Here is a 14,711-nt window from a genome sequence, read left to right on the forward strand (position 1 = left end):
ATGGAGTATTTTTCTATTTCATATAAGGGTGATATTAGAGAAAAAAATGAAGACTACTATAAAAATGAAACCCTCAAGGATTCTCAAGTATTTTTAATAGCAGATGGTATGGGAGGATGTAAATATGGAGAAAAAGCATCTGAAATAGCTGTAGAAGAGTTTTTGCTTTGCTTTAAAAATCATTATGATGAGAGGTTTTGTATGAAAGATTTGATTTATGGTTCAATTCATCATGCAGGTTATAAAATATTGGATTTTTCTAAGTCAAATAATTGCCTAAACAATATAGGGACAACTTTTTTAGCCACTATTATTAGGGATAATACATTGTATTTATTCAATGTAGGGGATAGTAGGGCGTATTTACAGAATGAATATGGATTTTATCAAATATCAAAAGATCATGTTGTCAAAAACGATGATAAATTTAAAAATGCTATAACCAGAGGACTTGGGTTTTTAAGCATGGATAAACCCGACTATATTATTAAAGAGTTAAGTACTAATGATCAGATACTAATGGCTACAGATGGATTTTATAAATTCATTGATAATAGTAGCATAGAAAATATTTTAAAATTAAACTTAAATGTGAAAGAAAAATGCAAAAAATTAATGGAAAATGTAATTAATAAATCTGATGATAATATAACAATTACATTAATTAAAGTATAGAAATTATGTATAAGCTGTCGAATACCGATGGCTTATATTTTATAAAGGAGATTTAAATGAAAGAACAAAATGATAAATTGGCTTCAAATTCGTATGTTAATTTATTTGTAAATAGACATGGGACAACTCCAACTTATTCGATAATCACACATGGTTGTCAAATGAATGAGCACGATTCTGAAAAAATCAAAACATTATTAGAAAATATGGGTTTTAAAAAATCTGATGAAAAGTTAGATGCAGATTTTATTATTTTCAACACTTGCTTAGTAAGAGAAAATGCAGAGATGAAAGTTTATGGACAATTGGGAGCTTTAAAAAATTTGAAAAGAGAAAATCCAGATATGCTTATAGCAGTATGTGGGTGTATGATGCAAACAGGTCCTGCAAGAGATATAATTGGAGAAAAATATCCACAAGTAGATATTATATTCGGTGTAAATAATATTAACTCATTACCATATCTTATAGATAGACATCTTACAAGCGGTAAATTAGTAGTAGATATTGAAAGAAAAGATGATATCGATGAAGACATTGCTATTAAAAGAGAAAATGAATATGTTGGATATGTAAACATAATGACAGGTTGCAATAATTTCTGCACTTATTGTATAGTTCCTTACGCGAGAGGTAGCGAACAAAGCAGATCAGTTGAAAGCATTTTATCTGAGGTAAAAAGAATGGTAGATCAAGGATACAAAGACATTACTTTACTTGGACAAAATGTAAATTCTTATGGAAAAACACTAGAAAATCCAGTTACTTTTACTGAATTATTAACTAAAGTAAATAATATTGAAGGGCTTGAAAGATTGAGATTTTTAACAAGTCACCCTAAGGATATTTCAGATGAATTGATAGAAGCAATGGGTAAATTAGATAAGGTTTGTGAAAATATACATTTACCATTTCAGGCTGGATCCAATTCTGTTTTAGAAAGAATGCATAGAAAATACACTAAGGAATCGTACTTGGAGAAGGTAGATAAGTTAAAGAAAAGTGTAAAAGGGATAACTTTCTCAACTGATATTATTGTAGGTTTTCCAGGAGAAACAGAGGAAGATTTTCAAGATACTTTAGATGTTGTTAGAAAGGTTGGATATGAACAAGCTTTCACATTTAAATACAATAGAAGACCTGGTACAAAAGCAGATTTATTTGAAGATCAAGTTGATGAAGATATTAAACAAGATAGGTTAGAAAGACTTTTGGATGTTGCTTATCCAATTTTCTACGAGAAAAATAAATCATACCTAGGAACAGTACAAGAAGTTTTAATTGAAGGTGAAAGCAAAAACAATCCTGAAGTCATGACAGGTAGAACGAGAACATTTAAATTAGTAAATGTTAAATGTGATAAATCTTATATAGGAAAACTAGTAAATACGAAAATCGTTGATTTCAATTCTTTTGCATTAACTGGGGAAATGGTGGATTAATATGGGCTATACTCCTATGATTAAACAATATAAAGAAATAAAAGAACAAAATAAAGATTGTATATTATTTTTTAGATTAGGAGATTTCTATGAAATGTTCTTTGAGGATGCATTACTTGCATCAAAAGAACTAGAGATTGTTTTAACTCAAAGAGATTGTGGAGAAAATAAAAAATGTCCAATGTGTGGTATTCCTTACCATGTTAGTGATGTTTATATTAACAAATTAGTTTCAAAAGGATATAAGGTTGCAATATGTGAACAACTTGAAGATCCTAAATTAGTTAAAGGGTTAGTAAAAAGAGGAATAATTAAAATATACACACCAGCTACAGTAATAGAAAATGAAAATTCAGATTCTGGTAATTTTAATTATTTAATGAGTATATCAAAAAAATCAAATGAGGTTGCAATTTCTTATATAGATATTTCAACAGGAGATATTTCTTACACTAACACTTCATCCGATGATGTCTATAAAATTATTGAAAATGAAATTTCAAAAATTACACCAAAAGAAATTATATTTAATGATAAGGAATTCGCAGTTAATTCGTTAGAATCAATAGCAACTAAGTTTTCAATAGTATTAACAATTGTTGATAATACTTGTAATCCTTTAGATTTTATTAATAGTAAGATAAAATATGATAACAGCAATAGCACAGCTACCAATACTTGCGTTGCAAATTTATTAAAATACGTTTTTAGATATCAAGAAGATTTAGTACACATTAATAGTTCTAATAAGTATTATATTAATGAATTCATGGAGATTGATTCTAATAGCGTTATTAATCTGGAAATTCAAAAAAACCTATATACTAATTCAAAAAATGGTAGTTTGTTTGGAGTGTTGAATCACACAAAGACGTCAATGGGTTCTAGGCTTTTGCATAGTTATTTAGAAAGACCACTGATGAACAAAGAACAAATTAGTATTAGACAAAATAGAGTTGAAGAGATTTTTGATGACTATGAATTACTAGTTAATTTAGAGGATTGTTTGGATGGTATATACGACTTGGATAGATTAATTGCTAAACTATCTTATAAAAGTGCTAATGCCAAGGATTTAATAGCTTTAAAAGTTTCTATTGAAAAAATCCCGTATTTAAAGAATCTTCTTAATTGTGAAAAGAAAAATATTCAAATAATAGGTCAAAAATTAGATGATTTAGGTGATATATACGATTTGATTGATAAATCAATAGTTGACGATCCTCCAGTAACATTGACAGAAGGAAATTTAATTAAACATGATTTTTCTAAAGAATTGGACCAATTGAGATATAACAGAGTTAATGGAAAAAATGAATTAGTAGAATACGAAATGTCAGAAAAAGACAGATTAGGTATAAAAAACTTAAAAATCGTATTTAACAAAAAACTTGGTTATTTTATTGATGTTACAAAATCTAACTTAAATAAAGTTGGAGAAGATTATGAAAAAAGACAAACATTGACTAATTCATCAAGGTTTAAGACAAAGCAATTAGAAGCTATAGAGTCAAAAATATTGGATTCTGAAGATGAGATATTCGAACTAGAGTATAAAATTTTTGAAGATATTAGGAAAATAATATTACAGAATTTATCACGAATAAAAAAATCAGCTGATTTAATTGCAATTATAGATGTATCAAATTCACTAGCAAAGTGTGCGTATTTGAATAACTATGTAAAGCCAGATATTAACACTTATGGACTTATTGATATATTAGAGTCAAGACATCCTATTGTAGAGTTAAGTGTAGGACAATCAGAATTTATAAATAATGATATTTTAATAGGATCAGGGAAAAATGATATACAACTAATTACAGGGCCTAACATGAGCGGCAAATCAACATACCTAAGGCAAGTAGCACTTATATGTATTATGAGTCAAATTGGATCATTTGTACCTGCAACTAAGGCAAACATATCAATAGTGGACAAAATTTTTACTAGAATTGGTTCTAGCGATAATTTGTTTAAAGGTGAATCAACTTTCATGGTTGAAATGAAAGAAATGAGTAATATTATAAAATATGCTACGTGCAATAGTTTATTAGTACTTGATGAAATTGGACGAGGAACTTCAACATTTGATGGTCTTAGTCTTGCTCGGGCAATAGTTGAATATATTTCTAAAAATATTAAAGCAAAAACGTTGTTTGCTACTCATTATCATGAACTTACAGAATTAGAGAAAAAATTAGATAATCTTATTAATATGAAAGTAGATATTAAAGAAAATAATGATTCTATTATATTTTTGAGAAAAATTACCAGAGGTTCTACAGATAAGAGTTATGGTATTGAAGTAGCTGAATTAGCGGGAATGCCAAAAACTTTAATTAAAAGAGCTAAAACAATCCTAAATAATATTGATAAGGAAGATACTAAAATTGATTTACCAATTGCAGATTTTACAATTCAAGATGACACAGAAGATGAAGAAAATATTAATGAATTACAAAATTTTACAGATGAAATCAAAAATATTAATGTAAATGACATTACTCCGGTTCAATCTCTCCAAATATTAAATGATATTGTTATTAAAGCTTGTAAATTAGGTGATAAAGATGATTAAGTTATTGTCAGAAGATACAATTCAAAAAATCGCAGCAGGTGAAGTTATTGAAAGACCTGTTTCAGTTATAAAAGAGTTGGTTGAAAACTCTATAGATGCTAGAAGTGATACTATTGTTGTAGAAATTAAAAATGGTGGGAAAGATTTTATATCTGTTAGCGATAATGGTTCTGGAATTGAAAAAAATGAAATAGAATTAGCGTTTAAAAGACACTCAACTAGTAAGCTTGAAAAATTTGATGATTTGTATGATATAAGGACATTAGGTTTTAGAGGAGAAGCGTTAGCTAGTATTCTTGCTGTGAGTAAACTTTCTGTCAGTACGAGAACAAAATCAGAAAAAATAGGGAAGAAAGTTGAGTTTAGAAATTCAAAGGTTATAAGTGAATCTGATGTTGCAATGAATGTAGGAACTAAAATAGTAATCAAGGATCTATTTTACAATGTGCCTGTAAGAAAAAAATTTATGAAGTCAGACCAGACAGAAGCAAATCTAATAACAACTACAATGTACAAATTTGCTATTTGCAACACAGATGTGTCTATTAAATACATTAAGGATAACAAAACTCTGTTTGAGACTAAAAAGAATTCTTCAATTAGGGAGAATATTATTAACTTGTTTGGTACTTCGATGTCAAATAATTTAATTGATATAGATATAAATTTACGAGATTACAAAATCCATGGCTATATTTCAAATAATAATTTGTATAGAGCTAATAGACAAATGCAATATATATTTCTAAATGGAAGATTTGTTAAATCTGAAGACATAAGAAATACCGTAGAATCCAATTATAAATCTGTAATACCTAATGGGAGATTTCCATTATATTGGTTATTTTTTGAAATAAATCCAAAGCTTGTAGATGTTAATGTTCATCCAAATAAACAAAAAGTTAAAATTTCTATTTTAGATGAAGTATTAGAAGAACTTAATAAAAAAGTTAGATTTTTATTAGAAAATAATTCACGAATTGCAAATATTAGCCAGTCAATTCCTGATGATGACAAGTACAAAGATTTAAGAAAAAATTACTTTGAATCTGATTCAAACTTAATAAACTATAAGTATGATAAGGTGTCAGAACCTACTTATTCTTATAATCTTTTTAATGATAATTCAAAATTAGGTAATTTAAGAAATATAAAATACAAAGATGAGTCAGAAGATATTATCAGAAATCCAGAAACTACCGAAGATTTTGTTGTAGACAATAAAATAGAAACTCAAAATACTTTAATTACTAACTTTAACGAACAAATTAAAGTTGAACCTTCTTTAAAAAAATATGAAAAATTCGATATCTTAACAGTTTTATTCAAAACTTATATTTTGGCTAAGGATCATTATGATTGTAAAGTTTATTTATTTGACCAACACGCATGTCATGAAAGAATTAATTATGAAAAATTAACAAAACAAATGCAAGATAAAGAAGTAATATCTCAAAATTTAGCTTTTCCAATTAATATATCTTTAACTGATGAATTAATGGAAATATATGCAAATAACAAGAATATATTTGAAGAATTGGGATATGAAAGTGATGTTTTTTCAGATGATTCCGTTGTTATTCGTGCTGTTCCTTATTTATTTGGAAATTCAAATGCCGAGTTTTTATTTACTGATATTTTGGATACTATTGCTAAGAATTCAAATGATCCTTTTGATGTAATCGAATCTAAAGTAATAAAGAGATCTTGTAAAATGAGCGTAAAAGCTGGTGATAACTTGAGTAACTTTGAAATTGCTAAGTTACTTGAAGATTTATTTAAGTGTGAATATCCATTAACTTGTCCTCATGGAAGACCCACTTTTATAGAAATGAATGAAAAAGATTTAGAAAAGATGTTTATGAGGATAAAATGAAAAAAAAATGTATTGTAATTGTTGGGCCTACAGGAGTTGGTAAGACAAGATTGAGTGTTTTTTTAGCTAAGCAATTAAATAGTGAGATAATTTCTGCAGATTCTATGCAAATATATAAATGTATGGATATTGGAACTGCAAAAGTTGAAGCAAAGTATCAGAAAGAAATTAAACATCATTTAATAGATATTGTAGAACCTTATGAGAATTTTAATGTTGAACAATTTAAAAATCTTTGCATAGAAAAAATTGAGGGAATTTCATCTAGAAATAAAATTCCTATTATTGTTGGAGGAACAGGATTATATATTAACTCAATAACTCATAAATTAGAATTTAATACTGCAAAATCTGATGAAAAATTAAGAGAAAAATTGGAAAATATTGCCAAATTACAAGGTAATCAAAAACTTCATGAAATCTTAAAAGATATTGATCCTATTTCAGCTGATAAAATCCATCCCAACAATGTGATACGTGTTGTTAGAGCAATTGAAGTATATGAGCTAACTGGTCAATTGTTTAGTGAAATAAATGATAAATTTGATAATTATAATGATGATTATGAATTTTATATAATTGGACTGAATGATGATAGACAGGTATTATACGACAGGATAAATAAAAGAGTAGATGAAATGATTGATGACGGATTTATGGCTGAGTGTAAATTAATATATGAAATGACAGATGGAACTTCTCAATCAATTCAAGCTATAGGCTACAGAGAAGCTTTTATGTATTTAAATAATAAAATATCGTTTAAAGATATGATTAGCTTAATGAAAAAAAATAGCAGAAAATATGCTAAAAGACAGTTGACTTGGTTTAGACAAGACGAAAGAATTAACTGGGTTAATTTGAACGATTATAATAATTTTGAAGAAATTGAACAAATTTGTTTGAATAATGTGAAAGAATGGTTATATGATAAAAGATAAAATTAAAGAATGGTATAATATAGATGATTATAGCTATGATACCGTTATAGATAGTAGTAATTTATTAGAAGAAAAATTTAAGGATTTAGAAAATATAGAGTATTTTAATCAACTCAAAGTTTTAAAAGCATTTCAAAACAACAAGTTGCAAGCTACTGATTTTGCTTCAACAACTGGTTATGGATATGGAGATGTAGGTAGAGATAAATGCGAAGCGATTTTTAGAGATATCTTTAAAGCGGAAGATTGTTTAGTAAGACCGTCTATTGCTTCAGGAACTCATGCTTTGAGTTTATTAATGAAAGGGGTATTGTTACCTGGAGATAAGTTATTATACATCACAGGATTACCTTATGATACTCTTCAAGAAGTTATAGGAATTGAAGGGAATTCGCCATGTAACTTGAAAGAATTTGGGATTGATTTTGATTATGTAGATCTTTTAGATAATGATATAGATTTGGATGCTGTAGAAGAAAAGATAGATTCTAAAGTAAAAATGATTGCTATACAAAGATCAACCGGATATAGTTTGAGAAATGCTATTAATATTGAACAAATTGAACGAGCTGCTAAATTTATCAAAAATAAATATCCTGAAATTATAATTATGGTTGATAATTGCTACGGGGAGTTTACAGAATATAAGGAACCTCTTGAAGTAGGATGTGATGTTATTGCTGGTTCTTTGATAAAAAATCCAGGTGGAGGAATAGCTCTTTCAGGTGGATATATTGCCGGTAAGAAATCTATTATAGATAGGGTAGCTAATACATTAACCGCACCAGGAATAGGGAAGGAAGTAGGAATAACATTTGGAACAACTAGAAATACACTACAAGGGTTATTTCTAGCTCCCAAAATTACAATTGAAGCTATGAAGTCAGCTTTATTATTTTCTCACGTTTTTAAAAAATTAGGATTCAAAACTATTCCTGATGTAGATGATAAAAGAAGTGATATAATATGTGCGATTATTTTGAATAATGAAAAAAGAGTTATAGAATTTTGTCGATCTATACAAGAATCATCAGTTGTTGATTCACACGTAATTCCGTATCCTTGGGATATGCCAGGATATGATGATCAAGTTATAATGGCATCAGGAAGTTTTATAGATGGTTCAAGTATTGAAATTTCTGCAGATGGTCCGTTAAGAGAGCCGTATGTAGCATATTTTCAAGGCTCTCTAACTTATAATCAAGCATTACTCGCTTGCATGAAAGTTGTTAAAAATTTCAAAGATAAAAATCTTATATAAAACAAAGAAGCCTTCTTATTTTTTTAATAAAGAAGGCTTAATTTTATTTATTAATAAATAGTTCTGTATAGACCAATAACTTTTCCTAAAATTTCTACATCTTTTACAATAATAGGATACATAGTTGAATTAGAAGGTCTTAGTTCAATATGGTCTGAATGTCTGTAAAACCTTTTAACAGTTGCTGATTCATCCATTAATGCAACGACAATATCTCCATTATTTGCAGTATTTTGTTTTCGTACAATTATCTTATCACCGTTTAATATTCCATCTTCAATCATAGATTCTCCTTGGACTTTCAAAATAAATACTACACCTTGTGATGTATATTCAATAGGAAGAGGAAATGTATCTTCGACATTTTCTATGGCCAAAATTGGCATTCCAGCTTGAACTTTTCCAACAATAGGAACATCTATAGTCTCTTTTTTTATTTCGTTTTCTTGTTCTTCATAAACACTATCTATAATTTCTAAAGCTCTATTTTTTAAAGGATCTCTTCTTAAATAACCCTTCATTTCTAATTTCAAAATATTATTATGAACAGTTGATGTAGAATTGATATTCAAACTATCACCAATTTCGCGAATAGCAGGGGGATATCCTTTGTAATCTATATATCTTTTTATAAATTTTAATATTTCTATTTGCTTAGAGGTTAAATCATCGTACATTAATATACTCCTTTTCTATTCTTTTCTTGATTATATCATATTTCTTCAAGAAATGAAACATTTGTTTCCTTTTTTAATAGAACATAAAAACTTTTGTTGACATATAAGAACATATGTTGTAGAATAAAAACATAGAACATACGTACAGAAAATAGTTTCTGAACGGGAGGAAATATGAAAAAATATAAAATTACAAATAAGTTCAAATTTTTTAGATTTATATCGATTTGTTTTGTAGCATTGTCTTTGGTGATTTTAGTCCTAACTTCTAATCTTAGTTATGGTAATTATGAAAATCAAGAATATAACACTGAGTATTATATTGTAGAACCATCAGATTCATTATGGAAAATTTCTATAAAATTCAAACCTGATAATATGAGTACAAGACAATTTATATCTATAATAAAACAATACAATAGATTTATAGAAGGTAGCTCAATTAAAGTAGGCGAACATTTGAACATACCTTTAATAAATAAATAAGATACTGTTATACTCCTAATACTATCTAATAACAGTAATGAAGATCAAGCGCATGTCTTGATCTTTTTGTCTTTCTTACTTATTATTTTTTAAATCGTTGTTCAAGCTATTAAGTGGGTTCTTATTTACTGCATTTCTTAAACTATTATTATCTACATGTGTGTATATTTGTGTGGTGGACACTGATTCATGTCCTAAAATCTCTTGTAATACTTTTATATCGACATCACCATATTGATACATTAAAGTAGCTGCTGTGTGGCGTAATTTATGAACACTGTATATACTAGTGTCAAATCCACCAACTTTTAAATAATGTTCTATTCTGTACTGTATTGCACGATTACTCATTCGATTTCTTTTTTTGCTGATAAATAGTGCGTCATTATCGATTTCTGGTCTTATTTTAAGATAATTATCTAAAGCATCTAAACACATGTCATTTAGATAAACAGTTCTTTCTTTATTTCCTTTACCGATAACTCTCAATGTATTTGTTTTTATATGATCTATGTTTATGCTACTAAGCTCTGATAGTCTCATGCCACAGTTTAAAAATAATACTGTAATACAGTAATCACGAGCTTTTATTTCTTCATCTTTTTCACGTAGTATAACTTTAAGTAAATTTAGTGATTCATCTAGAGTAAGATATACTGGTTGTCTAATATTTTTTTTTGGCGAATCTAAGAGTTCTGCAGGGTTTATTATATCAAGTTTTCTAATATTGATAAGATACTTATAAAATGTTCTGATACTAGAAGTTTTACGACTGCGTGTAGACGAACCATTGGATCTATTATGATCTAAAAATCCCATAAAAGAATGTAGATCAATAACATCAATATTTTTGAAAAAATTCAAATCTACATCAGAAGAATCAATCTTAACAATATCATCAAATGATTTTAATTTTATATTTTGTTTACGTGCTATAATGTATTTAATCATTAAATTGATATCATAAGCATATTCTTTAACTGTATTTGACGAACGTCCTTTAATAGTTTCTAAGTAGTCTAAAAAGTCCATAAGTATCATAGGATAACTATTCATAGTTCATAGTACCTCCAAAATCTATAACCTTAATGTCACAAAATTATTATTTTGTGACATTATAATTTTATCAAAAACCTCCTCTATTGTCAAAAAAATATAGCAAATTTTATTTGCTATATTTTTTTTGATCTATAATGAAATTGTTAAGATTACTCAAACCTTCTTTAATATCTTCTATGCTTGTTGCATAACTCATCCTAATATATTTATCATCACCAAAAACAATACCTGGTACGAACGCTATTTTATAATTTGAAAGTAATTCATTACATAAATCTAAAGAATTTTTGATTTCTGTATTATAAAATTGATCTACTTTTATAAATACATAAAAAGCACCTTTTGGATAAATAAATTCTAAACCAAGATTATTCAATTCAGATATTATATAATCTCTTCTGGACTTAAATTCACCAATCATTTGCTCTACTTCATCAGATTCGTCTTTTAACGCTGTTAAACCGGCTATTTGGCTCAATGTATTAGCATTGGATGTAATATGTCCTTGAAGTCTTTTTATGAGCTTAGAGACCTCCTTAGAGCTACAAGAATAACCCAACCTGAATCCAGTCATTGCATAAGCCTTTGAAAAACCATTTATTGTTATTGTTATCTGAGTAATTTCATCAGATAAGGAGGCTATACTTATAAAATCTTTATCATATGATAATCTTTCGTAAATTTCATCAGATATAATATATACATTATTTTCGACTGCCCAATTACCAATACTAAGTAATTCTTCTTCTGAATAGATAACTCCTGTAGGATTAGAAGGATTATTTAATATAAGACATTTAGTGTTTGAGTTTTTATATTGGTTTAATATATCGACATCGACTTTGAAGTTTTCGTTATATTGTAAAATGACAGGCTTACAATCTGTTAATTTACACATTTCAGGATAACTTAACCAATATGGAGATGGTATAAGAACTTCATCATTAGGATTTGTTAATGCAAATAAGCTATTAACTATTGCTTGTTTAGCACCAGTGGATACAACTATAGAATCTTTATCGCATTTTATATGATTACATTTGTTAAGTTTTAAACTTATTTCTTCTCGTAAATCAGGTATTCCGCTAGTATCAGTATATCTAACAATTCCGTTATCCAAGTACTCTAAAGTTTTATCAATTATATATCTTGGAGTCTTGAAGTCTGGTTCTCCAACTGTAAAGTTATAGACTTTTATTCCTTCTTTTTTTAATTTATTAATTTTAGCACTCAACTCAAGTGTTAAAGATGGATTTATACTGTTAATTTTATTTGATAACATAATTGCTCCTTAATTCGTGTAGTTTTTTTATAGATTTAAGTGTTGTATAATTTAATGCAAAATTTCCCATTAAATAGTTACCATCAAACTGCTTTCCATGACAGTCGCTTCCTGCTGTATATATTAGTTTGTTTTTTATCGCTATATTTAAATATTTTTTGATATCAGTAAATGAATGCTTTGAATTAATTACTTCAATTCCATCAATACCCATTTCTATTATTTCATCTACAATATTATCATCATTCAATGTTATAGGATGTGCTAAAACACATACTCCATTAGCTGATTTTATAGAATCAATAATGTTTTGTAGTGATGTGAAGTTTTTTGCGACATAACATTTACCTTTTGGAGATAAATATTCGTTAAAAGCTTCGTTTTTATTTTTGCATATATTAATATCTACTAAATATTGAGCTAAATTACTTCTAGAAAAAACTTTATCCTTACTATAATTTAGGACTTTTTCTTTGTCAATTTTGATTCTGAATTTAGCAAAATTTTTCTCAAAAATATCAATTCTATTTGCTCTATCATTTATGGCTAATTCAGAAATTTTTCGTAAGTTTTCATTGGAACTATCTACATAGTATCCAAGAATATGTACTTCTTTGTTTTTGTAAGTTATACCAAATTCTACAGCTTTAATGATGTTAGTATTACAAAGTTCTGGATCAGCAGACATTAAAATATCATGATCAGTAATTGCAATTTCATCTATATGATTTTTATTTGCAGTTTTTTGAATTTCTTCAATACTTAATCTTCCATCACTTTCTGTAGAATGTACGTGCATATCAATCATTTTTAAATCCTTTTAAAGTTTTTCATATTAGAAGAAGGTCAACAAATGTTGACCTTCTAAGTTAATTCTTATTTTGCGTAATCAGATACCCTATTTTCTCTTATGACATTTACTTTAATTTGTCCAGGATACTCTAATTCACTTTCAATTTTATGAGCTACATCTTTTGCTAATATAACCATAGCGCTTTCATCAATAACTTCTGGTTTAACCATAATTCTGATTTCTCTACCGGCTTGTATAGCATAAGAACTTTCAATACCATCAAATGAATTAGCTATTTGTTCTAGATTTTCTAATCTTTGGATATAGTTTTCCATAGATTCACGTCTAGCTCCAGGTCTTGCTGCTGATATTGCATCAGCAGATTGAACTAATATAGATTCGATACATGTCGGTTCAACATCTCCATGATGAGCCTCAATACAATTGATAACATCTTTAGGCTCTTTGAATCTTTTAGCGGCGTTAACGCCTAGTTCAACGTGTGGTCCTTCGATTTCGTGGTCAATTGCTTTTCCTAAATCGTGAAGTAATCCACCTCTTTTAGCTAATTTCACATTTACCCCTAATTCACTTGCAAGCATTCCAGCAATATTAGATACCTCAATAGAATGTTTAAGAACATTTTGTCCATAACTTGTTCTGTAATGTAGTTTACCAAGAATTTTAATCAATTCTGGATGTAAACCATGTACATTAGTTTCATCACAAGCTTCTTCGCCTTTTTCTCTTATAGTATTATCTACTTCTTTCTTGGCTTTTTCAACCATTTCTTCAATTCTAGTAGGATGAATTCTTCCATCAACTATAAGTTTTTCCAAAGCAATTCTTGCAATTTCACGTCTTACAGGATCAAAAGCTGATAATACAACCGCTTCTGGAGTATCATCAATTATTAAATCTACACCTGTTAAAGTTTCAAATGCTCTTATGTTTCTGCCTTCACGACCAATGATTCTACCTTTCATATCATCATTAGGTAAATTAACAACAGACACAGTAGATTCCGCTACTTGATCTGCAGCATATCTTTGAATTGATGTACTAATGATTTCTCTTGCAAATTTTTCAGATTCTTCCTTAGTTTTGGATTCGATTTCTTTAATAATAGCAGCTTGCTCACGTATTGTTTCAGATTTAACTCTATCAAGAACAATGTTCTTGGCTTCATCACTTGTTAATCCTGCAACTTTTTCTAATTCTAATTCCTTTTCATCTATTATAGATTGAATTTTTTGTTGCATATCGTCAGCTTTCTTTAATTCTGAATCTAGCTTTTTATGTTTCTTCTCTAATGATGCATTTTTTCGTTCTAAATTTTCTTCTTTAGAATTAAGTCTATCTTCTTGACGACTGATTTCTTTCAATCGAGATTTGTTTTCACGATCCAAATCGCTTTTCATCTTAAAGATTTCATCTTTTGCTTCTACTAATAGTTCTTTTTTCTTAGTTTCAGCATCTTTGTTTGCATCTTCAATTATTTTAACAGCATAATCTTCAGCGCTTCTGATTTTTTTCTCAGCCATGCTTTTTCTCAAAAAGAAACCTATTACAATACCTAATATTGCAGCAAGAATACCAATTATTAAAGATGTCGCGGTGCTCATAAATACACCCCCT

General features: G+C 28.0%; 12 protein-coding genes. 7 read left to right on the forward strand and 5 right to left on the reverse strand.

Annotated elements, in window-relative coordinates; all coding sequences use genetic code 11:
• From ACLUJM_RS00505 to ACLUJM_RS00530, 6 genes are read left to right on the forward strand one after another with little or no spacing between them, the layout of a single operon-like run.
• Complete coding sequence (locus tag ACLUJM_RS00505; protein ID WP_294684616.1) at positions 1 to 675, forward strand: protein phosphatase 2C domain-containing protein; 675 nt, start codon at positions 1 to 3, stop codon at positions 673 to 675.
• Between the two features lie 56 nt (positions 676 to 731).
• The gene (gene miaB / locus ACLUJM_RS00510; RefSeq protein WP_294684617.1) at positions 732 to 2,117 is read left to right on the forward strand and encodes a tRNA (N6-isopentenyl adenosine(37)-C2)-methylthiotransferase MiaB; all 1,386 of its coding nucleotides are present in this window, start codon (positions 732 to 734) and stop codon (positions 2,115 to 2,117) included.
• A 1-nt stretch (position 2,118) separates the two neighbouring features.
• Entirely contained in the window at positions 2,119 to 4,698 is a 2,580-nt protein-coding gene (mutS, locus tag ACLUJM_RS00515; RefSeq protein WP_412411856.1) for a DNA mismatch repair protein MutS, read from the forward strand.
• Positions 4,691 to 6,574, forward strand: a complete 1,884-nt coding sequence (gene mutL / locus ACLUJM_RS00520) for a DNA mismatch repair endonuclease MutL (protein WP_294684619.1) — start codon at positions 4,691 to 4,693, stop codon at positions 6,572 to 6,574. The genes mutS and mutL overlap by 8 nt, the downstream gene beginning before the upstream one ends.
• Positions 6,571 to 7,515, forward strand: a complete 945-nt coding sequence (miaA, locus tag ACLUJM_RS00525; RefSeq protein ID WP_294684621.1) for a tRNA (adenosine(37)-N6)-dimethylallyltransferase MiaA — start codon at positions 6,571 to 6,573, stop codon at positions 7,513 to 7,515. Before mutL ends, miaA begins: the two co-directional genes overlap by 4 nt.
• Positions 7,502 to 8,776, forward strand: a complete 1,275-nt coding sequence (locus ACLUJM_RS00530) for an aminotransferase class I/II-fold pyridoxal phosphate-dependent enzyme (protein WP_294684623.1) — start codon at positions 7,502 to 7,504, stop codon at positions 8,774 to 8,776. Before miaA ends, ACLUJM_RS00530 begins: the two co-directional genes overlap by 14 nt.
• 50 nt (positions 8,777 to 8,826) lie before the next feature.
• On the opposite strand, the gene lexA is transcribed toward ACLUJM_RS00530, so the two are convergent.
• Positions 8,827 to 9,453 (reverse strand): transcriptional repressor LexA, encoded by a 627-nt coding sequence (lexA, locus tag ACLUJM_RS00535; protein WP_002836400.1) that lies wholly within the window; start codon positions 9,451 to 9,453, stop codon positions 8,827 to 8,829.
• A gap of 174 nt (positions 9,454 to 9,627) precedes the next feature.
• Between lexA and ACLUJM_RS00540 the strand changes: the two genes are divergently transcribed.
• Positions 9,628 to 9,939 carry a LysM peptidoglycan-binding domain-containing protein gene (locus ACLUJM_RS00540; RefSeq protein WP_412411857.1) on the forward strand — a complete coding sequence of 104 codons (312 nt, stop codon included), beginning with the start codon at positions 9,628 to 9,630 and terminating at the stop codon, positions 9,937 to 9,939.
• A 75-nt stretch (positions 9,940 to 10,014) separates the two neighbouring features.
• On the opposite strand, the gene ACLUJM_RS00545 is transcribed toward ACLUJM_RS00540, so the two are convergent.
• The 4 genes from ACLUJM_RS00545 to rny all read right to left on the reverse strand — a co-directional run bounded on the left by ACLUJM_RS00545 (position 10,015) and on the right by rny (position 14,698).
• Positions 10,015 to 10,995 (reverse strand): tyrosine recombinase XerC, encoded by a 981-nt coding sequence (locus ACLUJM_RS00545; RefSeq protein ID WP_308611180.1) that lies wholly within the window; start codon positions 10,993 to 10,995, stop codon positions 10,015 to 10,017.
• A 109-nt stretch (positions 10,996 to 11,104) separates the two neighbouring features.
• Positions 11,105 to 12,280, reverse strand: a complete 1,176-nt coding sequence (locus ACLUJM_RS00550; RefSeq protein WP_294684628.1) for a pyridoxal phosphate-dependent aminotransferase — start codon at positions 12,278 to 12,280, stop codon at positions 11,105 to 11,107.
• Positions 12,267 to 13,088 (reverse strand): PHP domain-containing protein, encoded by an 822-nt coding sequence (locus ACLUJM_RS00555; RefSeq protein ID WP_294684629.1) that lies wholly within the window; start codon positions 13,086 to 13,088, stop codon positions 12,267 to 12,269. The genes ACLUJM_RS00550 and ACLUJM_RS00555 overlap by 14 nt, the downstream gene beginning before the upstream one ends.
• Positions 13,089 to 13,156: 68 nt before the next feature.
• Positions 13,157 to 14,698 (reverse strand): ribonuclease Y, encoded by a 1,542-nt coding sequence (rny, locus tag ACLUJM_RS00560; RefSeq protein WP_094223458.1) that lies wholly within the window; start codon positions 14,696 to 14,698, stop codon positions 13,157 to 13,159.
• Positions 14,699 to 14,711: the final 13 nt, after the last annotated feature.

Source organism: Finegoldia sp. (assembly GCF_046991905.1).
Classification (GTDB): domain Bacteria; phylum Bacillota; class Clostridia; order Tissierellales; family Peptoniphilaceae; genus Finegoldia.